This is a genomic window from uncultured Polaribacter sp., from assembly GCF_947503855.1.
Taxonomy (GTDB): Bacteria; Bacteroidota; Bacteroidia; order Flavobacteriales; family Flavobacteriaceae; genus Polaribacter.
Window position 1 is genome coordinate 1 of sequence record NZ_CANNFF010000002.1, and the last position, 22,131, is coordinate 22,131.

Below are 22,131 nucleotides of genomic sequence, written 5' to 3' on the forward strand. Positions count from 1 at the left end.
AGACGGTATTTTGGAGACAAACTCTTTGACAGACTAGTAATTGCGAATATAACAGGTGCATAAACGGATAATCAGAATCTTTAAACATCCTAATTAACTACCTGCGGATTTTAGGTATTATTATAGAAGCCCCCATGAATAAATCGCTCATCATTTTCGGCATCGTCAACATAACCTCGGACAGTTTCTCCGATGGAGGCCGGTATCTGGCGCCAGACGCAGCCATTGCGCAGGCGCGTAAGCTGATGGCCGAGGGGGCAGATGTGATCGACCTCGGTCCGGCATCCAGCAATCCCGACGCCGCGCCTGTTTCGTCCGACACAGAAATCGCGCGTATCGCGCCGGTGCTGGACGCGCTCAAGGCAGATGGCATTCCCGTCTCGCTCGACAGTTATCAACCCGCGACGCAAGCCTATGCCTTGTCGCGTGGTGTGGCCTATCTCAATGATATTCGCGGTTTTCCAGACGCTGCGTTCTATCCGCAATTGGCGAAATCATCTGCCAAACTCGTCGTTATGCATTCGGTGCAAGACGGGCAGGCAGATCGGCGCGAGGCACCCGCTGGCGACATCATGGATCACATTGCGGCGTTCTTTGACGCGCGCATCGCGGCGCTGACGGGTGCCGGTATCAAACGCAACCGCCTTGTCCTTGATCCCGGCATGGGGTTTTTTCTGGGGGCTGCTCCCGAAACCTCGCTCTCGGTGCTGGCGCGGTTCGATGAATTGCGGCTGCGCTTCGATTTGCCGGTGCTTCTGTCTGTTTCGCGCAAATCCTTTCTGCGCGCGCTCACAGGCCGTGGTCCGGGGGATGTCGGGGCCGCGACACTCGCTGCAGAGCTTGCCGCCGCCGCAGGTGGAGCTGACTTCATCCGCACACACGAGCCGCGCCCCTTGCGCGACGGGCTGGCGGTATTGGCGGCGCTGAAAGAAACCGCAAGAATTCGTTAACTGCACATTCGGGATATTTCTCTATATTCGCGGTTCAGCAGGCATGTCCCCTTTGAGGGCGACCCGACGACAGGATAATCGACCTTATGGTGCGCAAATATACTAAAAATATTAGGTGTGTTTGCGGAGAATCAGCTTCTTTTTTATAAAAAATTCTGTTGCCCATACGAATTGGATTTAAAATGCCGTGTTTATTCCAGGAATGTATTGTTACTAAACTTATCTTTAAATAATCGGATACTTCTTGTCTTGTTAGGATTTCATCATTTTGTTTTTTAGATAATTCTTTAAGGTAGTTTTCAATTTTAAACATTAGTTTATCTGCTACCGCATCTGCTAATTCATCTATTGTAACCTCTGTGATTTGGATTGTTTTTGTAATCATCTTGTTTTCTTTTTAGTTAATTGATTTCCACTTTTTGGGGCATAAACTCTTAAAAAAATAGGTTACAATACGTATTTGAGCATTGGATGAAGCGGTTGTATGGGTAGCGTTTTAAATAGTTGTTTGATAAAACAGCATTTAAACAAGCTACTTATACAGGATTTATAGGCAATAGCTTTTTGTTTTTTTGAGGTACGAGAAAAAGCAATATGCTATGGCTTATTACTACATTTTATGAACCTATTTTTTTATAACCGCTGACTTGGGTGGTGGGGAAAAGTGGTCTTTTATATTTGTTAACGAAATGAAACAAACAAAGACTTGAGGTAAGGAATACTTGGACTTAACGATGGTTTTGTGCAGCTTGAATGAGATAACGAATATGCTTCATTTTAATCTAAAATTTCAAATGGTTATTGTTTCAATTTAGTTCGGATTTTTATTAAAAGTTCGGATGTGAGCGTGGGAAAAGCGGCTATTTTACATAATGGCGTTATAACTACAGCTTTGGTGATGCGGTGGGTGTAGCGGCTGCTATTATAACTACCCGTTATGTAAACATAGCTTGGGGTGGTTTTTGGTGTGCGCGTTGGGAACAGCTCTTTGCTTTTTTATTGTACCACTTTTTAAAATATACCCGCAAATAAAATAAGCAATGTGCTGTGTGAGGGTTGGCAACCAAAAACTACAAGTGCGGTGGATAGCGGAACAAAACAAAAGACAGAGGATTTTGAGGTACGAAAAAACTGGGTTTTGTTTTGTGGGGACAATTATCAACTCATTCGTTGTAATCTAACTGCATTTAAAATTGCTAATAATGCTACTCCTACATCTGCAAAAACTGCTTCCCACATTGTAGCTAAACCACCTGCTCCTAAAATTAAGACAATGACTTTAACACCAAAAGCTAAAATGATATTCTGCCAAACAATTTTTCGTGTGGAACGACTTATTTTAATGGCTCTAACTACTTTTGAAGGTTGGTCGGTTTGAATGATAACGTCTGCTGTTTCAATAGCTACATCACTACCCAAACCACCCATTGCAATTCCAACGTTACTTGCTGCTAAAACAGGAGCATCGTTTATACCATCCCCTATAAATGCTACTTTATTTTCAGGATTCTTTTTTAATATTTCAACTTCGTTTAACTTATCTTCTGGAAGTAAATCACCTTTTGCATTTTCGATGTTCAACTCTTTAGCGACTTGTTGAGTAATGGAATCTTTGTCACCGGAAAGCATCATAATATTTTTGATACCAACTTTTTGTAATTTGACAATTGTTTCTTTGGCATCTTCTTTTAATTCGTCTGCTATTACCACATAACCAGCAAACTTGTTATCTATTGCAACTAATACAATAGATTCTACAATATTTTCCGTTTCCGCTGGGACTTCTATATTATTAGTAATCATTAATGCTTTATTACCTACTAAAACTGTTTTACTATTTACAATTCCTTTTAATCCTTTACCTGCAATTTCAGAAACGTCTTGAGCTTCAAAATCTTCTCCTTCTGATTTATACTCTAAAATTGCTTTAGCAATTGGATGCGTGGATTGTTCTTCCATCGCCATTAAATATTGCATAAATTCGGTTTCTTTCCAATCAATTGCTTTTACTTCTTTGATTTTAAAAACACCTTTAGTTACGGTTCCTGTTTTGTCCATTACCAAAGTATTTATCTTGGTCATTGCATCTAAAAATGAAGCACCTTTAAATAATATTCCATTTTTTGAAGCTGCTCCCAATCCACCGAAATATCCTAATGGAATTGAAATCACTAACGCACAAGGACAAGATATTACCAAGAATATTAATGCTCTGTATAACCAATCTCTAAATATATAATCATCTACAAAAAAGTAAGGTATAAAAGTAACACCAATAGCCAAGAACACTACAATTGGTGTATAGATACGAGCAAACTGTCTGATGAATAATTCTGTTTTAGACTTACGAGCTGTAGCATTTTGAACCAAGTCTAATATTCTCGCAATAGAACTATCTTCAAACTTGTTGGTTACCTCAACTTCAATAACACTTTCTAAATTGATACTACCTGCGTAAACCTTTGCTTCTTTTTGAATGGAATCTGGTTTGCTTTCTCCTGTTAACGCAGCTGTATTTAAAGATGCTTTTTCGGATAATAAAATGCCATCCAATGGAATTTTTTCACCTACACGAATTTGAATTTTCTCTCCAATATTGACAACTTCAGGCGAAACACTTTTATAATCTCCCTCACGAAATACATTGGCTTCTTTAGGTCTAACATCTAATAATGCTTTTATATTTCCTTTTGCACGATTTACAGCAGCACTTTGAAATAATTCGCCTACTGCATAAAATAGCATAACCGCAACGCCTTCGGGATATTCACCTATTATAAATGCCCCAATAGTTGCTATAGACATTAAAAAGAACTCGGTAAAAACATCGCCTTTTATAAGATTTTTCCATCCTTCTTTTACCACAGGAAAACCAACAGGAATATAGGCTACCACATACCAAAGAATACGAATCCATCCAGAAAAATGAGGAAATGCTTCAAAATAATCTACAGCAATACCAACTATTAACATTACGAAACTGAAAATAGCTGGTAAATAGGTGTTTAAATTTGAAACACTTTTAGGATTGCTATGATTGTGACCATCATCGTGAGAATGTTGTTCTTCTGAATTTGGTTTTAAATCTCTTAAATTGACTTTCTTTTTTTTCATTTAGTTTTGTTTTAGCAACAACTTTTGTTTTGTTGAATTGGTGGACAAGGAACTGTACCATAAGAACAATACACACAACAATCACCTTCGTTTGGTTTTAGTACCGTTTTACAATTCTCGCACTCGTAAAAGAATTGACAAGCATTTGTTGGCATATCTTCTTCTTTTTTATGTCCGCAGTTAGGGCAAGTGATTTCCGATTTTAATATGGTTTTCATTAATTTTCTTTTTTATCAGTTACTTTATAACCTGTTGCGTTAATTGCTTTCTCAATTTCCGCTTCATTTGTTTTAGTTTTATCATACTCAATGATTGCGTTACCATTTTCGTATGATGTTTTTGAGTTTACAATTCCGTTAAGTTTATTTACTTCGTGGTTTACGTGAGCTTCACAACTGGCACAAGTCATTCCACTTATTTTATACTCTGTTGTTTTTATATTTGATTTATCAACGACAACAATTTGTTTCTCTGAATTGGGATAAAACATACTTGAGTAGTATGGGAAAGCCAACAACACTATTGCGAATACTGTTACAACACCTAAAAAGGTTTTTGACTGCATAAATTTTGGTTTTTCATCCGTTTCACATTCACAGTCTATTTCTTTTTCTGGTTTTAGTTTTTGATACCAAGCAAATAGAAGAACTACTATTGTTAGCCCTATTAAGTAAGGTCTAAATGGTTCTATCCAAGAAAAAGTTGAAGCAAATCCACTTGTTCCCGCGATTAGAGCCAAAACTGGGGCTATACAACATAATGAAGCTGTAATTGCTGTAAGCAAACTTGTTATCGCTAATTTACTTTTCATAATTACTTAATTCTTTGATTTCAAAAATGCAATTAAAAACAGTGCAATGGAAGTGCAATTATTGTCCACTACATTTATCACAAATACCTTTTACTACCAAGTTTACATTTTCGGAAATAAAACCTTCAGGAACCTTGATTTGAGGTATTTTGTGGTCTGTTAAACAAACTGTTTCACCACAATTAGTACAATGAAAGTGTAAGTGTAAATCTGTTTTAATATCGCAACTACAACCTTGCTCACACAACGCATATTTGGTGATGCCCGTACCATCGTCTATTTGGTGCACGATGCCTTTTTCTTCAAAAGTCTTTACGGTTCTGTACAAGGTTGTCCTGTCTGCTTTTTCAAAAGCATTTTCAATATCACTTAACGTTACAGCAATTTCTTTTTCTGCAAGAAATTTATAAATAAGCAACCGCATTGCCGTAACGCGAATATCTTTTGAATCTAATAATTGTTCTATTCTTTCCATAATTAATGAGTGTGTTCTGCATCTCCTTTTTTCATTTCTGCTATAAGGTAATAGGCATTATTGTATGCAAACTTGGTATTTACAGGTGTTTCTTGTGAAAAAGCAACTGCTATCCAACCTCCATCTTTCTCTCCAGTTATCACTTCTATAGGCTTAAATGCCCAATTTTCCCCTTCTTTTTCTACTATAAAAACAAAGAATCTATCGCCATCTTTTACAATGGCACTTTCAGGCAATGCCTTTGTTAAAGCATTATCGGTTTGTATTCTTCCTTGAATGTACATACCAGGAATGAGATTACCTGATTTATTTTCTATTTCGGCGTGCACGTGAACCGCTTTAGGGTTGTCTTCAAAGGTTTTGCTTACCGAGTAAATCTCGGCCGTAAGTTCTGCATCTGGTATGGATTGAACACTAAAAGTTACTTTCTGCCCTTGTTTTACTTTATAGACATCTTTTTCAAACACCATTAAATCTGCGTGCACGTGATGTGTGTTTACAATCTCGAACAATTCAGTTTGTGGTTCTACATATTGTCCTGTCTTAACCTCGACTTTTTGCACAAAACCTTCAATGGGGCTTCGCAATGCTATGCGCTGTGCAATTGTTCCATTGCGAACTGATATAGTGTTAACGTTGAGTATTCTTAATTGCGCTTCTAAACCATTAACCATTGCTTTTGATGCTTGATATTCTGCTTCTGCTTTCTGGAAATTAGCACCAGAACCAACACCAGCATCGTATAATTTTTGTTGACGTTCATAATTTTTCTTTGCAAGCTCGCTATTGCTATAAGCGTTTAAATAATCCGTTTGCGCTTGTATGATATTTGGGTGCGATAGATAAGCCACAACTTGACCTTTATTAACCTTATCACCTTCAATCACTTCAATTGAAACGACATTTGCACCAACAACAGTAGTAATAGCTGCTTCGTTTTGTGGTGGTACTTCTAACGTTCCGTTTGCTTCTACATAGCCGCTCATATTACGTAATGCCAACGTATCTATTTTCATTTTTAAAGCATCGAATTGCTGTTGTGATAGCATTACTTCTTCGCTTTCATTATGTTCTTCATTAACTTCTGTTTTTTCTTCCTCATCGTGGGAATGACCATCATTCTCGTTATGATTTTCTTTATTTCCGCAAGCTGAAACAAAAATGGTTAACACCATTACGGTAAGAATTTTATATATTTTATTTTTCATTGTCTTATTGATTAAAATATTGTAATTGAAATGTGCTTTCTAAATAGTTTACTAATGCAGTCTGTGCTTCAAGTTCCGATTGAATTGCTTCTTTTATCAACTGCGTAAATGCAGTATAATCAATTTCGCCTTCTCTATATGCCAGTAATGCACCTGTTTTTTGCTCTTTTGTTAATGGTAAAACTTGGTCTTTGTAAAACTCCCAAGATGTTTTCCATTTCATATAATTTTCTTTAGCCTGAACAAACCTTGATTGTACTTCCTGTTTTTTGAACGCTACATTGGTTTCCGCTATTTCTTTATCAATTCTGGCACTTCTAACTTGTGCTTTGCTAGAACCTGATAAAAACGGAATTGAAATTCCTGCTTGATAGGTGTAAAATCCTGAATTGCCATTTACTTTTTGTAAACCACCTTGAAGATTGAACTTTGGCAAATTATCTGCTTTTGCAGCTTTATATTTGGCTTCTGCTTCATCTACAATGTTCTGCGACATACTGTACAATGGATGACTTTCAATACTGAACGTTTCCATATCACTATCTATCGCTACCTCAAATTCATCTGAAACTGTAAAAATTTCTTCTGATACCAACCATAAATTGAATTGTTGTAAGGCAATAAGATAATTACTATAGGCTTGCGCTTTTTTATTCTGAATTTGAAACGCTTGATTTTTTGCTGCCGAATATTCTAATTTAGAAATAGCTTCGACTTCATAATTTAAAGCTACTGCTTGTTCAAATTTGGAATAAATGGAATCCAGTTCTTTATACAAGTTATAGTTCCGTTTCATTTGATAGCATTTTGACCACGCCTTTTTGACTTCTAATTCCAATTCCAATTCCAATTCGGAAAGTTGAAAGGCTTTTTGTGCTAACTGAATGCGTTGTTCTTGTAACTTCCTTTTTGAACCAATACCAAACACATCAATATTAGATTGACCAATACCTATGGTTGTATAAATACCATTGCCACTATTAACTTCTTCTCCACCTGTAAAAATTTGAGTCGTTCCGAAATCATAGGCAGTCGCTTTTAATTGTTCTTGTTTTGTAATTTCCAACTGCTTTTGCTTCAATAATGGATAATTACTTTTTGCGAGTTTAACAGCTTCCTGTAATGAAATTTCGGGAATTGTATCATTCAACTCTTGTGCATTACTTTGTGGTGAAAAGCCAAATAGTAATAATACAACTGCTGTTGCTGTTACTAACTTTTTATTTGGCTTAAACGTAAAAGATTTGTTTTCTACCCAATGATATAAAATTGGTAAAACAAATAAGGTAAGCAAAGTTGAAGTTAATAATCCACCAATAACTACCGTTGCCAAAGGACGTTGTACTTCTGCACCAGCTGATGATGAAATAGCCATTGGTAGAAAGCCTAATACATCTGTAAAAGCAGTTAGCATAATAGGTCTGATTCTTCGTTTAGTACCTTCAACTATTCTATCCTTTAGATTGGTTACACCTTCTTCTTTTAATTCGTTGAGTCCGCTTATCATTACCAATCCATTTAATACCGCAACACCAAACAACACAATAAAACCAACACCTGCCGAAATACTAAATGGCATATCACGCAACCATAAGGCTACTACACCACCAATAGTTGCCATTGGGATGGCTATATAAATCATTAAGGTTTGAGGTAGTGATTTTAATGCAAAGTATATTAGTATAAATATGAGTAATAAGGCGATAGGAACAACGGTTTGTAATCGGTTACTGGCACGTTCTAAATTTTCAAAAGCACCGCCATAGCGTACAAAATAACCCGATGGTAGTTCCAATTGTGCATCTAATTTGGTTTTAATTTCTTCTACCAACGATTTTACATCACGTCCTCTCACATTGATACCTACATAGGTTCTTCTGTTGGTATTGTCCCTACTTATTTGCATAGGTCCCGCTTTATAAGATATATCAGCTACTTCACGAAGTGGAATTTGTGCACCTGAAGGTAAATTGATGTACAGGTTTTGAACATCTGTTATATCCTTTCGGTTTTGAGAACTTAAACGCACCACTAAATCGAAGCGTTTTTCACCTTCAAAAATCACACCTGCTGTACCACCTGCAAATGCAGATTGTACGGTTTGATTGAGCGTATTTATTTGAAGTCCGTATTGTGCTAATTTATTCCGGTTGTAATTGATGGTCATTTGTGGTAAACCCGTTGTGGCTTCCGCTTTCATATCTCCAATACCTTCAGTACCTGCAATAATTTTAGATATTTCTTCAGCTTTTTGGGATAGTATGTCAATGTCTTCACCATAGAGTTTAATGGCAATATCTTCACGCACACCTTCAAGCAACTCATTAAAACGCATTTCGATAGGTTGAGTAAATTCATAATTAACACCAGGAACGATTTCAACCGCTTCTTTCATTTTCTCAATCAATTCATCTTTTGTCTCTGCTGTTGTCCATTCGCTTTTAGGTTTCAGAATAACAAAAACATCAGCTAAATCCATTGGCATTGGGTCGGTTGGTATTTCAGCAACACCAATACGACTCACAATTTTTTCGACTTCTGGAAATTTGGCTTTTACTATTTGTTCTATTTTGGTCGTAGTTTCAATAGTTTCTGTAAGTGAGCTACCTGGTTTTAATATTGCGTGAAATGCAATATCACCTTCATCGAGTTGCGGGATAAATTCACCACCCATTCTTGAAAACATAAAAACGGTTATCCCAAACAACACAACTGCAATACCAATTACCCATTTACCTTTTCGCAAGGCTCTAACCAATAATGGTTGGTATTTGTCTTCAACCCAATGCACAAATCTATCTCCATAAGATTTTTTATCATTTTTTGGTGCTCTTAACACTAAAGCAGACATCATTGGCACATAGGTTAAACACAGTACCATTGCACCAATCATAGCAAAAATAAAGGTCAATGCCATTGGTTTAAACATCTTTCCTTCAATACCTTGTAAGGCTAAAATGGGTAGAAAAACGATAAGGATAATCAACTGACCGAAAAACGCAGCGTTCATCATCTTTTTTGAAGCATTAGACGCCACTTTATCTCGCTCTTTGGATGTAAGCTGTTTCTTTTTTAGTACTTGTGATGCAATGAGAAATACTGTACTTTCTACAATAATTACAGCGCCATCAACTATAATACCGAAATCTATTGCTCCCAAACTCATTAAGTTTACCCAAACATCGAACACGTTCATTAAAATAAAAGCGAATAATAAGGATAATGGTATTGTTGAAGCAACGATTAAACCACCTCGCCAATTACCCAATAAGAAGATAAGCACAAAAATAACTATCAATGCACCTTCAATAAGATTTGTGGTTACAGTAGAAGTTGTTTCTCCAATTAATTTACTTCGGTCTAATAAGGGTTCAATAATTACACCTTCAGGTAATGACTTTTCAATTTGAGCCATTCGCTCTTTTACATTGGCAATAACATCATTGGAATTTGCACCTTTTAGCATCATCACCAATCCACCTACAACTTCACCTTCACCATCTTGGGTTAATGCACCGTAACGTATGGCAGAACCGAATTGCACAGTTGCAATATCATTAATAGTTACAGGAATATTATTAACGGTTTTTACCGTAATTTTTTTAATGTCTTCTAAACTCCGTACCAAGCCTTCTCCACGAATAAAATTAGCCTGATGGTTCTTTTCAATATATGCACCACCTGTATTTTGATTATTGGCTTCAAGTGCATTAAAGACATCTGTAATGGTCAATCCAATTGCGTTTAAATCGTTTGGGTCAACCGCGACTTCGTATTGTTTAATTTTACCGCCTATGGCGTTAACCTCAACCACACCTTCTACCATTGCCATTTGACGTTGTACAATCCAATCCTGCATTGAGCGTAAATCTGCAATGTCGTATTTGTCTTTATACTCTGGTGCTACTTTTAAGGTGTATTGATAAATTTCCCCTAATCCTGTGGAAATAGGTCCCATAGTAGGTTCTCCAAAACCAGCTGGAATTTGTTCTTTGACTTCGTTTAGTTTTTCGGCTACTAATTGACGAGGTAGATAGGTTCCCATATCATCGTCGAATACGATGGTAACAACCGATAAGCCAAAACGAGAGATTGACCTAATTTCCTGTACATCGGGAAGGTTGCTCATTGCCACCTCAATAGGATAGGTTACAAATTGTTCAATATCTTCTGTACCTAAATTGGGTGCTTGTGTAATAACCTGTACTTGGTTATTGGTAATGTCTGGAACAGCATCTATTGGTACTTTTGTCATACTCCAAATACCTGCTCCAATTATGGTAAGCGTAAGCAAACCAATAATGAATTTGTTATTGATTGAAAAATCAATGATTTTATTAATCATAGTAAAATTTTAATTCAGTTAAACTATTCGAAATAATTCTGATATAAGAAAATAGAATTACACGAAATGAAATGAACCCTTTAGGCTCAAAATTGGATATAGCTATCCATTAAAAAACTGAACTATACTTTAGGTGGCTGGAAAAGTGATTCCAAATATCTGGAAGTGAAGTTTACTTTATGTAAATTATATTGTTTTTTCTCTTCAAACTTTAGTCGATTGGTTAAAGCCAAATTATTGTTAGCAATAATTAAAACTAAAGGGTGACAGCATTGATTATGGGAATGGACTGGTGTATTCTCCTTATCTGGGTTGTGATGATGCTCTTCATTTTTTGCATCGCTGTCAATGTAATCTTCAACTACATAATCAAGGAAAGAGTCTCCATAAACTTTATGGTCTTGATAATGGGTAATAAGGTTTGAAATTTCTTTAATTGGACCACAAAAGTCCATATCTATGCTTATCCCTTGAAAAAAGAATAAAATAGACATTGATATGGAAACAAATATTTTCATATAACTTATACAAATATACAAATTATTGAATGCAATGGTTGTGCAAAGAAAAAAGGCTTCGGATTATAAAAACCATAAGGTTTCTTGACCAAAAGGTGGTATTTCCTTGCTTTCAAAACGAGGTGCTATTTCTGCAACCATTTCAGGATATTTAATTGTTATTGGTACGTTTTGTTGACGTAAGGATTTCCAATATAGCCTACTAAATTGATACACTTGCTCTATTAGCTTTCTAATCATTTTACTATCATTTAAAGCCTCTGGTGTAGGACTTGATATTTTAAGTTTTATTGGAAATGAATAACTTGAATGACTTGGGTATTTTACAGTATTGTTATACCTCAAATTATTAAAGAGTAAATATTTATATTCTCCTTTAGGGCCAATATTTATATATGTGCCACTCATTGGAATTAACTCACCATTCCAATTTTGGTCAAAAGCAATAATATCTTGTGATTTAGTTTTATTAATATTAAGAACAAAAAGAGGACAAGGCAATTGAAGTTTATCCATCATTTCTAAAACAGGTTGTATTTCTTCATCCTTCATATCCTTATAAAAGTGAATCACTATTTTTTCGGGTGACTTATTCGTTGGAACATATTGCCAAATAGCATCACTTAATGCACCCCCTAACTGTTTAACATCAGATTTACTGAAATAATGAAATTCATTAAACCTTCCATTATTTTTAAAACTGAATGCACTTGCTACATATCGAATGTTTTCTTCGGTATTTTTAAATGCACCCACACCAATAACTAATTCATTTTTAGGTTTGACATTTAGTTGCCAAGGTGTACCATGTAATTTTGCTAATAAGGCTAATGAAATGTTTGTTAAATCGTATATGAACTTATGTTGATTTCTTCTAAATCTATCAAACTCTATTACTTGAGATATAATTCTTTTATATAAAAGCTGTTCTTTAACCTTGTAATACACTAACTTTTTTTCAAGATTGGGTTCGTGCTTGTTAAAAGGGCTTAAATAAATAGCAACGTAATTAATGTTAGGGTCTGATTTAAAGTCTTTTATACCTTGTGAAATTTGAGGTAATGGATTTTCTAAATCATCAAATACTATATTGACATCATTATCGAAATGTGCTAAAACACCTGCATAAATGTTTAAACCTTTATACCAACTTGTACCATCTTCCAATAATTTTTGCAATGCTTCTACTTCTTTAGCATAACTTGTATGATGTATAAAGAAGAAATGCACATTATCTAACTGACAAGGATTTAAAGGTTTTAAGTTCTTAAAATCTATTTTGGGATTTCTACCAACACCATTTTGGAACAATAAATCATTACTTTCATCAGTTACTTCACCAATGCGATTTATTTCTACTGGCAGGTAATCATCATTATTTACAGGGATAACTTTCTTAAATTCATCACTTAAAATGAAATGTTGAATAAACTTATCAATTTTGTGTTTATAACCAATATATTTATTGGAATCATCTTTGGGTTCTGGTTTAATTTTAAACGCATTACGTAAATCGTTATTCAAAATGGCAAAAGCCTTTGTGTTATCATCAATAAATTCCTTTTCCTTATGATATTTTAATAACCTCATTTTATATACAACTTTATTAAGATTTGTTGTTGAGGTATGTTTTATAATTTCAGAAATAGGTTTTTTAAACACTTTAGCCATACCATCATAAGAAATAACTAACTCACCATATTCACTAACTTCTTTAATTTGTACTTTGACCGTAAACTTATAATACTGCGCGAAACTTTTATTTTGATATGATCTATTACCTATCCAAATTTGATTATCATTCACAAAGTTTTGACCAACAAGTTTTTTAATGCTATTAAAGAATTTTTTGATACGCCAATTATAATAGTGTTTAATTAAGTTGGTTGGTTGTTCCTTTAGATTGAGTGATAAGGGATGATAGCCTTCTTTTTCGTAAATAAACGATGTGTATATGAAATCAGGGTTTTCTTCTTTTATACCAGGAAACAATTCTTCAATATTGGTTGGAAACTTTGTTTTATAGAGCTTTTGAGCATTACCAATTTTCTCTTTACTTAAATAAAAAGTTATTGGTTTGTCTGGTAAATCAAACGTTATGATATTGAAATAAAGTTCCTGACTCATAATACTTGGGTTTATTAATTCTACTTCTTGCTCAATCTATTAATTTTTTGTTCTACAATTTTGAGGATTTCCGTACTGTTCTTTTCATCTTTTAACATAAAGACAATTTTATCTGCCATCCAGAATTGAAGCAATTCATTTTTATTTTGTTTTAATACTTTGGCTAATGCTTCAGCTTGCTCTTTACGAGCCATACGAGTACCACGTTCAATTTTACTTAAAAGTGCCGTATCAATATTCATTTGAGAAGCAACTTCTCTTAATAATAATTGCTTTTCTTCTCGTATTTCTCTGATGTATTCTCCAAACGTCATTTTGGGGATATTTTGACTTGTCAATATTTGTCTAATGTAAGAAAAAGAAAATAAGAACTAACAAAAAGATATTAACAATTATAAACAGGAAATGAGGAAGTTAAGGATTTGAGGATATAAAGTATTTTTATAAATCCTCGTTTCCTTAAAATCCTCAAAATCCTTATTGTGCTTTTGTGGGATTTGTATAATTGTTATGTGCTTCCCTATGTATTAGACCAGCATCAACAAATTTAGTAATATAGCCTTCTGCTGTTTTATGAGGAATCTTGTTTTTGTCGGCTATATTTAGGTAATCTTGTCTTGAAAATTGATAAGGTAGTGCTTCTAAAAAACGTTCTTTACGATTGGCTCTTTTTACTTCTTTTTGTTCGATAGGTAAATCGTTAAACACCTTACTACTGTGCTTTACTAATACGCTTATCATTTCCAACGCATTTTCGAAATCTATATCCTCACAATACCTTACTTGGTTTACATCACCATCTTCCATAATGCGAAATACAGAAAACAACATTATAATTCTGAATGCTATTAACCCCAAACGTCTAACGGTTGCTATATAGTCATCGGGTTGAAGATTGAGGTATTTGGTTTGAAGCTTCTCAAAAAACACATTAAACTTTTGTTGTTGCTCTATTGATAGCCTTACTTCAATATCAGGATTGTTTTTTAGAGTTTTGTATAACCCAAAAAAATCTTTTCCTAATTGGTCGTAATATTCATCTAAACCATTGGTTGTATCGGTTTGAAAAACGTTCTTCCAAGTAGGTTTGATATTCATATAATAAAACATAAATCTACTGAATAAGCCATTTTCAGCACTTGGAACCAATGCTTGAATCTGTTTTGGTGTACCAGATAACACCGTTGACAAACAAGGTCTTTCAATATCTACATATTCTCTATCGGTTCTACGATAGTAACTAATGGTTTCGTGGTGGAATGCCTTACGAAAACCATCGGAATAATTACCGTAATCACTTTTAAAGGCTTGTGCTAATGTATCTCCTTCTGTTTCAAAAATTAACCCTCTGCCTTCATTATCGGATATTAATTGATATACACCTGTTACACTATTGTTAGCCGGAATAAACAACATTCTTTCAGGTGGTTTACTCGGTTTTTCCATAGTTTCACTTTTACCTTTATTCATATTATAGGTGGCCATTTCAACTTGATGTTGTTGTTTCAGGGTTTTGGATTGTTCGCGTTTTTGTTTGTGAACAGGATTTACCAAATTTTTAATTTGGTTTAATCTTCCTTTACCTGCTGAAGCTGGTGCTGTAACAAATAAATACAAGTTGCTAAACACTTTACGTTGGTCGTACACACCAAACAATTTAGGAAAACAAGCACTAAACGCTGTTAATGCTCCCAACAACAAAATATCACGTTCTTCATTACTGCTTGATGGTTGTACCACTTGTTGCAAAAATGTTGGAATATTGTTGTAAACCGTTGTTGGTATTGTTGGCAACGGTTGTTTTACTTCCTCTGGCTGTTGCAACACTTCAACAACTTGTTGTTGCTGTTTTGGTTTAATACCTGCTTGATGCAAATAGTGGTATAAGGTTGCTATGCTTATACCGTGCCCTTTTGCTTGTAAACACTTGTTATATTGTTCGTCACATTCTTTATGGTCGTAACCTGAATAATTTTTGCTAATTCTATGATAGTAATCACGTCCAGCTTCTCCGTATTCCTCTGAAATAGCAAAACCAATATCACGCCACTTTTCATAAGTATCAGTAATATCGATACTTGATTGTTCTAAAGCGTTGATATATGTTTCAATATCATTTGCAACAACCGTTGTTGGGTTGTTGTTGATTGGTTTTTTAGGTACTTCTTTTTGCTCTGGAACAGCTAACCAATCTTTCGGGTTGAATATTTTTGTCATATCTTTTGATGTCTTTTATGTAGGTATGCCAATGGATCGTGGGATAAAAAACACGCTCTGGAAATGTCTTTACCCGATTGGTCAACCTCAATATTATATGTTTGTTTTATGTAATTGGCCACCGCAATAAAATATTCGCTGTGTGACACTTTTGATATATCGATTCTAATTATCCATTTTAAACCTTCTCCTGAAGGTGATGTAAACAACAATTCGGTATCAAAATATTCATCGTTTAATAATTGTTGTTTTAGTTCTTCAAGATTCTCTAAATGGTCAAAATCGATTGTTAATAATGATGAATGCTCAATTAAACTATCATCATTACGTTTAGAAAACACACCTGAAAATGTTACATAATCAAAATGATTTGCTTTAAATTTCCGTGCTTCTTTAGGGTCTTTAATCGCTCTAAATTGCTCTGTGATACTTTTATACTTATCGCTTGTAATACGCTCAAATATTTGATGTAATCTTACTTTTTCAGTTGGAAACACATTTCTAATTGGTGCTTTATAAAAACTGCTGTAAGCATACCAAGTATCATCGGGTGCATCTAACCAGGATAATTCATCTTCTTTTTTAACTTCAAAATTTAGATGCAGTACCTCATTGATTTTTAGTAACAATTCTTCTTCATTAATGATTTTAAAATGATAGGATGCAAAATCGAATACATCGCCTTTAAAATCGGTTAATTCAGTATCGTAATGCATTGCTTTATTTTCAACAACATTAATTTGTAATGTTGATTTACCACCATTAAAAGGATTGCGGGTTATCCCACAGTCCCTTCCTTTTAAGGAAAGGACTGTTGATTTAGGATAATACTGCCTTAATACATAAGCGTAAATATTTAACCCATAATGCGTTTTCTTTAAGATGCTTTCTTTACTTATTTCCATCGCATTTAAAATTTGGGTTATAATAATTGCTTTGTAATAGTTCCTCTATGTCAGATACTTTGTAATAAAACTTTCCTTGTATCTTACTATATGGAATCGTGCCATTTGAACGGAATGTTTGCAATGTCCGTTGGCTAATATGTAGCGTTTGCATTACGTCCTGATTATCAATCCACGTATCTTTTAAGCGTTCTGCTCTCGTAGCTCTTATTAATTCGATACGTGCCTTTAATTCCTTAATCTCTTGTGAGAGTGCCAAGAGTAAATCGATAATTTCAGTCATAACTAAATCCTTCCTTTTTTGATTAAATAATTAGCTGCCTGTTGCTCGATTTCATCTTGGGAATCCATACGGTTACGCAGTAACCATTGGTCTAACTCCTGACGTTGGAAATAGATTTTTTTACCATTCGGTTTATAGTGTGGAATGGCTCCCGTACTTGTAAGTTTATACAAGTGCGATTGTGATAGTTCTAAATACTGGCAAGTTTCATTGAAATTCAATACTTGCTTTTGCAACGTTTGTTGTTCTACTAACAACTTTTCGATGCGTTCTAAACGTTCAATTATTTTAACGTCCATCTTATTATAAATTTTAATTTAAAAATGGACTTCTGCGCAAAAGTCATCCTTGATTGTCAAGGACATAACAAATATTGAAAAAGGTGTTTGGTATAACAGAAAAGAGAAAAAATGGTATTATTAAACCATTGCAAAACAATGTTTTACACCGTTTTTGGTATTATCTATTTGGTATTAAGTAGAGAAAATACCACTTTTAAAAGGTGAAGTTTTATTTGATTTGGTCAAGCCAAAAATTGGCTTCAACTAATTTTTGATAGGCTCTTTTTTCAGTACCTAAAAATCTACGGTATTCTTTACCTGCATTACTACTTGGCCCATACCTATAAGCAAAGAATTTATAAATGTGTTTAGGCTCTATTTTTTTAGATGGTTTACTGTCAAAAAATATTCTTTCATTAAAATATTTAGTTTCTGTTAACTTAACCATAAAAGCTGCAAGTAATATTTTATTACCTCTATCCTTTATGAAGTTATATTCATCATCTATAATGCCTTTTTCATTTAATAGCTCCTCTAATTTTGCAAATTCTCTTTGTTTAATCTTATTAATAAGTGCGTTATAGGATAAGACATCATTGTTTTCCTTTCTAAAATCACCTTGTATAGCGTTGAAAATTGAACTTTGTTTTACTTGTTTTCTGACCGTTTTTATTTCTGCACCGGAATAGGATTTTACAATTAACTCTTGAGGTGGTTCTTCATTAAAAAATACTTCGTGCAGTTCTTCTATTGTATAAATTTCTGCATCACCCAATTCTGAAAATCGTTCTTGAAGTTCCATAAAAAGCATCATCGCATTTGCTTTTAAAAATGAAATTATATAGGCTTCATCTGATTTGTCATTATTAATAGGCTTTAAATACAAACTTTCATCAAGATCATTTTCAGAAATGTAATTGCTAATCTGGGTTAAATAATTTGTAATTCGGTTAGATTCTTTGTCATAGAGAAAAGACAAATGACCAGGTGTTGAATTTGCTTCAAGGGTGTCATTAATAGCATTAAACTTTTTGATATAATCATTTTCAATTAGTTTAAAGTAATATTTACGCTTGTTTGAATATGCTTTTTTAAAGTCGATTTCATAATTAGGCGTTGTATTGAGGTATTGCTTTTTAAAGCCTTTTAAAAGCTCTTTAAATTGGTTTTCGGTTCTTTTATCATCAGTAACCTTTTCCACATACAGTAAGTCGATAAATAGGTCTTTAGCCATTATAAATCCAATTTAATTTTATTAGCAGCTTCTTTCTTTTTATCATCAATAACTTTTGCATAAATCTGCGTAGTTCTCAATTCCTTATGACCTAATAACTTGGAAACAGTATAAATATCTGTTCCTAAAGTTAATTGTAAAGTTGCATAGGTATGTCGAGCACAATGGAACGTGATATTTTTTGTTATTCCTGCATTAAGCATCCATTGTTGTAACTTTAAATTTGACCAAGCACTATAATGTAAACCTTGAAAAACTTTTTCTTCGGGTTTACCTTTATCTCCTAATAATTCTGCTGCTTGGTCTGAAATAGGTAAAGTTTCAACCCCTTTTGTTTTCTTTTGTCTGAAACGAATATAATATCCCATTTCTTTAGAATGTTGAATTTCTGACCAAATCAGTTTTTCAATATCTGACCAACGTAACCCAGTAAGCGCAGAAAATATAAAAGCACTTTTTAAAAGTGGTAACTCGCATTCTGTATTGACTACTTTTTGTAATTCATCAAGAGTTAAAAATTCTCGTTGAGGTTCACCTTGTTTAAAATACTCAACACCATTTGCTGGGTTTATTCTTAAAATACCATCCTTAACAGCTTGTTTTAATGCAGCGTTGAATTTTCCATAATAAGAATATTTAGAGTTTTGAGATAATTTTTTACCTGCTCTTGCTATTGCATCCTTATCTAAATACTCTTTAAAGCGTACTACGAAATCCTTATCAATATCTTGAAAACTTACGTCTGTTGGACAAAACGTTTTTAGATGTTTTAGCATACTGTTCCAATTACCATAATTACCAGAGCTTGTATTCTTTTTCTCTGCTAATGCTGTTACATAAGTAATAAAACTCCCTTTTAATTTCTCAATATCTTGGAACCCATAAATACCGTTTTGAATTTCAATTTGTCGTTGAGCACAAATAGTTTCCGCTAATTGTTTGGTTTTCTTGTTAACCTCTCTTTCGGTTTTAGTTTTAGGGTTAGGTGTAAGGTATAAACGCAAATATTCGGTTTTACGTTTGCCTTTATGATAGTAATCTAAATACAAACTTATTTTGTCATTCTTCTTGCGTTGTCTTAATGTTACTTTCATAGGATGCTAATTAAAAAGGTTTTCTATTTGCCATCTGGCTACAATACGTTTTCTTCCGAAAGGAACAGCTTTTAAGCGTCCTTGTTGAATCATTCTTTGAATGGTCCATCTACTAACACCAATTAATTGAGAAGCTTCTGTAACACTTAAAAAATCTTTATTGTTTACAGCATTAGGATTCTGAACCTCAACAACTTCATTCTTTTGCTTCATATCAGCATTAAGAGTTGCTTGGATTTTTTCTTTACGCTTTCTGGCCTTATAGGCTTTTTTAGCGCAAGAGTTACCACAATATTGAGTTACTGTTGTTCGTGCTGTAAACGCATTACCGCAATGTTTACAAGTTTTTGGGATGTATAAATTACTGCTCATAAATGGTGCTTTATGTAGCGTTATGGTGCAACGTGGGGCAATATGGTGCATCATTTCGCCATTATTTTTGCCAACAGATTCGGGCAACAAATCCGTATAATGGGCAACATATATGAAACAAATATAGTTAAAAAAGGGCAATTAGGCAACAAAAAAGAATATGTAAACCACTGAAAAACAAGTAAGAACTAATAAAAAGAAGCTTAATTACTTCCCAATACAGAAATTAGAAAAAATATGGCCTAAAATATCTTTATCTACATCATATTCTCCAGTAATATTCCCTAAATGACGTAAACATTCTCTAATATCTATAGAAAATAAATCTGTAGAAATTTCTAAATCTATCCCTTGTTGTACAGAGGTAATTGCTACTAAGGCATTGTTTAAAGCTTCAAAATGTCTAGAATTGGTTACAATAGTTTCGTTATTGCTTAGCGCACCGATATTTACCAAAGATGTTAGTTCGTTTTTCAATTCTTCTATCCCCGTTTTTTGCTTTGCAGATAAAGGAATTAAGTTTTCAATTTCCGATTCTAAAATAGATAAATCATGACAAGATAACGTATCTACTTTATTGGCAATAACCAACAACCTTTTATTTGGGAAACGCTTTTTTATGGTATTAATTTCCTCTAAAAAAGAATCCCTTGAGTGAATGTATTTATTGGCATCAATTAAGAAAATAATCAACTGTGCATTTTCTGCTTTTTCATACGCTTTTTGTATTCCAATACTTTCTACAACATCTACAGTTTCTCTAATACCTGCTGTATCTATAAATCTAAAAGCAACACCTTCTATAATTAATTCATCTTCTATGGCATCTCTAGTAGTACCAGCAATGTCAGACACAATGGCTTTTTCTTCGTTTAAAAGTGCATTTAATAGTGTTGATTTTCCTACATTAGGTTCACCAATAATAGCTACTGGAATTCCGTTTTTCATGGCATTTCCAAACGAAAACGAATCTATCAATCGTTTTAAAACAAAAGTAATTTTTGCTACCAATTCTTTAAATTGAGTTCTGTCTGCAAATTCTACGTCTTCGCCAGAAAAATCGAGTTCTAACTCAATTAAAGCAGCAAAATCTAGTAATTTTTTTCTCAATTCTTTTAACTCATTGGTAATGCCACCTCGCATCTGTTGTATGGCCATTTGGTGGCTTGCAGCAGAGTTTGAAGCAATTACATCTGCAACAGCTTCTGCCTGACTCAAATCCATTTTTCCGTTTAAAAAAGCGCGCATCGTAAACTCCCCATTATCTGCCATTCTACAACCTTTTTGCAAAAATAATTGTATAATTTCTTGCTGTATAAAACTAGATCCATGAAAAGAAATTTCTACAACATTTTCACCTGTATAAGAAGTTGGATTTTTAAAAACAGATACCAAAACTTCATCTAAAACAATATCATTTTTTATAATATGCCCTAAATGTATGCTATGTGTTTTTTGCTTTTTTAAAGATTTATCATTTTTTATCGATTTAAAATTGGCATCAACTATATTAATAGCATTTTCTCCAGAAAGTCTAATTACAGAAATTGCGCCAACTCCTGCAGGAGTCGCCAAAGCAATAATGGTATCATTTTGAATCATATTGCAAAAATACGCAAACATTTTACTACAAAAAACCAAAAAGTTTAGCGCATTTTTAGTAATTAGACTTTTTAGCTAATTACTATCAATTTTATAAGCTAACTATAAACAAGCAAAAATAAATTGAAATTAGTATAAAACTAAAAAAGTATATTTGTTTAAGCAATCTATTAATTTTTTGAAAATATATTTTTGTAACAAATACTAAATTTTTCAGTCAAATAAATAAAGTAACAAACATGAAAGAAGACAAACAACTATTAGTATTAACTCATTTAAGCCAATTATTAGATTTTGTATCAGGAATTGGTGGTTTTATTGTGCAGTTAATTTTATGGCTTATCAAAAAAGACGAAGTTTATGGTATGGATTTTCACGGAAAAGCCATTTTAAACTTTAGAATATCTATGTTTATTTACATATTAATATGTATCCCTTTAATTTTACTTTTAGGTTTAGGTATTTTAGGTTTAATCATTTTAGGGTTTTTATATTTAATCTTACCCATAACAAATGCCATCAAAGCAAGTAATGGAGAAGCACCACATTATCCATTAAGTATTCAGTTTATAAAATAATTTTTGGGCGTTCCCTT

At 33.7% G+C, this 22,131-nt stretch carries 20 protein-coding genes; 2 read left to right on the top strand and 18 right to left on the bottom strand.

Going from position 1 to position 22,131, the window contains the following annotated elements; translation table 11 throughout:
* Window positions 1–134 precede the first annotated feature (134 nt).
* Window positions 135–950: a sulfonamide-resistant dihydropteroate synthase Sul2 gene (sul2, locus tag Q0662_RS01415; RefSeq protein ID WP_001043260.1), complete on the top strand. Its 816-nt coding sequence runs from the start codon at window positions 135–137 to the stop codon at window positions 948–950.
* Window positions 951–984: 34 nt separating this feature from the next.
* Here sul2 and Q0662_RS01420 read toward each other — a convergent pair whose 3' ends face one another.
* The 18 genes from Q0662_RS01420 to mnmE form a co-directional block, all read right to left on the bottom strand.
* Complete coding sequence (locus Q0662_RS01420) at window positions 985–1,335, bottom strand: helix-turn-helix domain-containing protein (protein ID WP_298946408.1); 351 nt, start codon at window positions 1,333–1,335, stop codon at window positions 985–987.
* 773 nt (window positions 1,336–2,108) lie between these two features.
* Window positions 2,109–4,064, bottom strand: coding sequence for a heavy metal translocating P-type ATPase (locus tag Q0662_RS01425; protein WP_298946411.1), 1,956 nt, complete (start codon window positions 4,062–4,064; stop codon window positions 2,109–2,111).
* Window positions 4,065–4,075: 11 nt separating this feature from the next.
* Window positions 4,076–4,282, bottom strand: a complete 207-nt coding sequence (locus Q0662_RS01430) for a GDCCVxC domain-containing (seleno)protein (protein WP_084176750.1) — start codon at window positions 4,280–4,282, stop codon at window positions 4,076–4,078.
* A complete protein-coding gene (gene merTP, locus Q0662_RS01435; RefSeq protein ID WP_036122966.1) occupies window positions 4,282–4,875 on the bottom strand; it encodes a mercuric transport protein MerTP in 594 nt (197 codons plus the stop codon). Before merTP ends, Q0662_RS01430 begins: the two co-directional genes overlap by 1 nt.
* 58 nt (window positions 4,876–4,933) lie before the next feature.
* Window positions 4,934–5,350, bottom strand: coding sequence for a Fur family transcriptional regulator (locus Q0662_RS01440; protein ID WP_278004080.1), 417 nt, complete (start codon window positions 5,348–5,350; stop codon window positions 4,934–4,936).
* Window positions 5,351–5,352: 2 nt separating this feature from the next.
* Window positions 5,353–6,558, bottom strand: coding sequence for an efflux RND transporter periplasmic adaptor subunit (locus tag Q0662_RS01445; RefSeq protein WP_278004079.1), 1,206 nt, complete (start codon window positions 6,556–6,558; stop codon window positions 5,353–5,355).
* 4 nt (window positions 6,559–6,562) lie between these two features.
* Entirely contained in the window at window positions 6,563–10,903 is a 4,341-nt protein-coding gene (locus Q0662_RS01450; protein WP_298946431.1) for a CusA/CzcA family heavy metal efflux RND transporter, read from the bottom strand.
* Between the two features lie 122 nt (window positions 10,904–11,025).
* Entirely contained in the window at window positions 11,026–11,421 is a 396-nt protein-coding gene (locus Q0662_RS01455; RefSeq protein WP_233586820.1) for a hypothetical protein, read from the bottom strand.
* Between the two features lie 63 nt (window positions 11,422–11,484).
* A complete protein-coding gene (locus Q0662_RS01460; protein WP_298946439.1) occupies window positions 11,485–13,548 on the bottom strand; it encodes a Piwi domain-containing protein in 2,064 nt (687 codons plus the stop codon).
* A gap of 20 nt (window positions 13,549–13,568) precedes the next feature.
* A complete protein-coding gene (locus Q0662_RS01465) occupies window positions 13,569–13,862 on the bottom strand; it encodes a helix-turn-helix transcriptional regulator (protein WP_113966042.1) in 294 nt (97 codons plus the stop codon).
* A 163-nt stretch (window positions 13,863–14,025) separates the two neighbouring features.
* Window positions 14,026–15,765, bottom strand: a complete 1,740-nt coding sequence (locus Q0662_RS01470) for a DUF3987 domain-containing protein (protein ID WP_298946449.1) — start codon at window positions 15,763–15,765, stop codon at window positions 14,026–14,028.
* Complete coding sequence (locus Q0662_RS01475) at window positions 15,762–16,670, bottom strand: BT4734/BF3469 family protein (RefSeq protein WP_298946454.1); 909 nt, start codon at window positions 16,668–16,670, stop codon at window positions 15,762–15,764. The genes Q0662_RS01470 and Q0662_RS01475 overlap by 4 nt, the downstream gene beginning before the upstream one ends.
* Window positions 16,657–16,953: a helix-turn-helix domain-containing protein gene (locus Q0662_RS01480; RefSeq protein ID WP_120202853.1), complete on the bottom strand. Its 297-nt coding sequence runs from the start codon at window positions 16,951–16,953 to the stop codon at window positions 16,657–16,659. Before Q0662_RS01480 ends, Q0662_RS01475 begins: the two co-directional genes overlap by 14 nt.
* 2 nt (window positions 16,954–16,955) lie before the next feature.
* Entirely contained in the window at window positions 16,956–17,252 is a 297-nt protein-coding gene (locus tag Q0662_RS01485) for a helix-turn-helix domain-containing protein (RefSeq protein ID WP_093026613.1), read from the bottom strand.
* 211 nt (window positions 17,253–17,463) lie between these two features.
* Entirely contained in the window at window positions 17,464–18,468 is a 1,005-nt protein-coding gene (locus Q0662_RS01490) for a DUF6617 family protein (RefSeq protein WP_298946473.1), read from the bottom strand.
* Window positions 18,468–19,562, bottom strand: coding sequence for a site-specific integrase (locus Q0662_RS01495; RefSeq protein WP_298946475.1), 1,095 nt, complete (start codon window positions 19,560–19,562; stop codon window positions 18,468–18,470). Before Q0662_RS01495 ends, Q0662_RS01490 begins: the two co-directional genes overlap by 1 nt.
* 6 nt (window positions 19,563–19,568) lie before the next feature.
* A complete protein-coding gene (locus tag Q0662_RS01500; RefSeq protein ID WP_223825816.1) occupies window positions 19,569–19,988 on the bottom strand; it encodes a helix-turn-helix domain-containing protein in 420 nt (139 codons plus the stop codon).
* Window positions 19,989–20,141: 153 nt separating this feature from the next.
* On the bottom strand, window positions 20,142–21,536 hold the full coding sequence (mnmE, locus tag Q0662_RS01505; RefSeq protein WP_298946482.1) for a tRNA uridine-5-carboxymethylaminomethyl(34) synthesis GTPase MnmE: 1,395 nt from the start codon (window positions 21,534–21,536) through the stop codon (window positions 20,142–20,144).
* A 239-nt stretch (window positions 21,537–21,775) separates the two neighbouring features.
* Between mnmE and Q0662_RS01510 the strand changes: the two genes are divergently transcribed.
* Window positions 21,776–22,114, top strand: coding sequence for a DUF4870 domain-containing protein (locus Q0662_RS01510; protein WP_298946484.1), 339 nt, complete (start codon window positions 21,776–21,778; stop codon window positions 22,112–22,114).
* The last annotated feature ends 17 nt before the right edge of the window (window positions 22,115–22,131 follow it).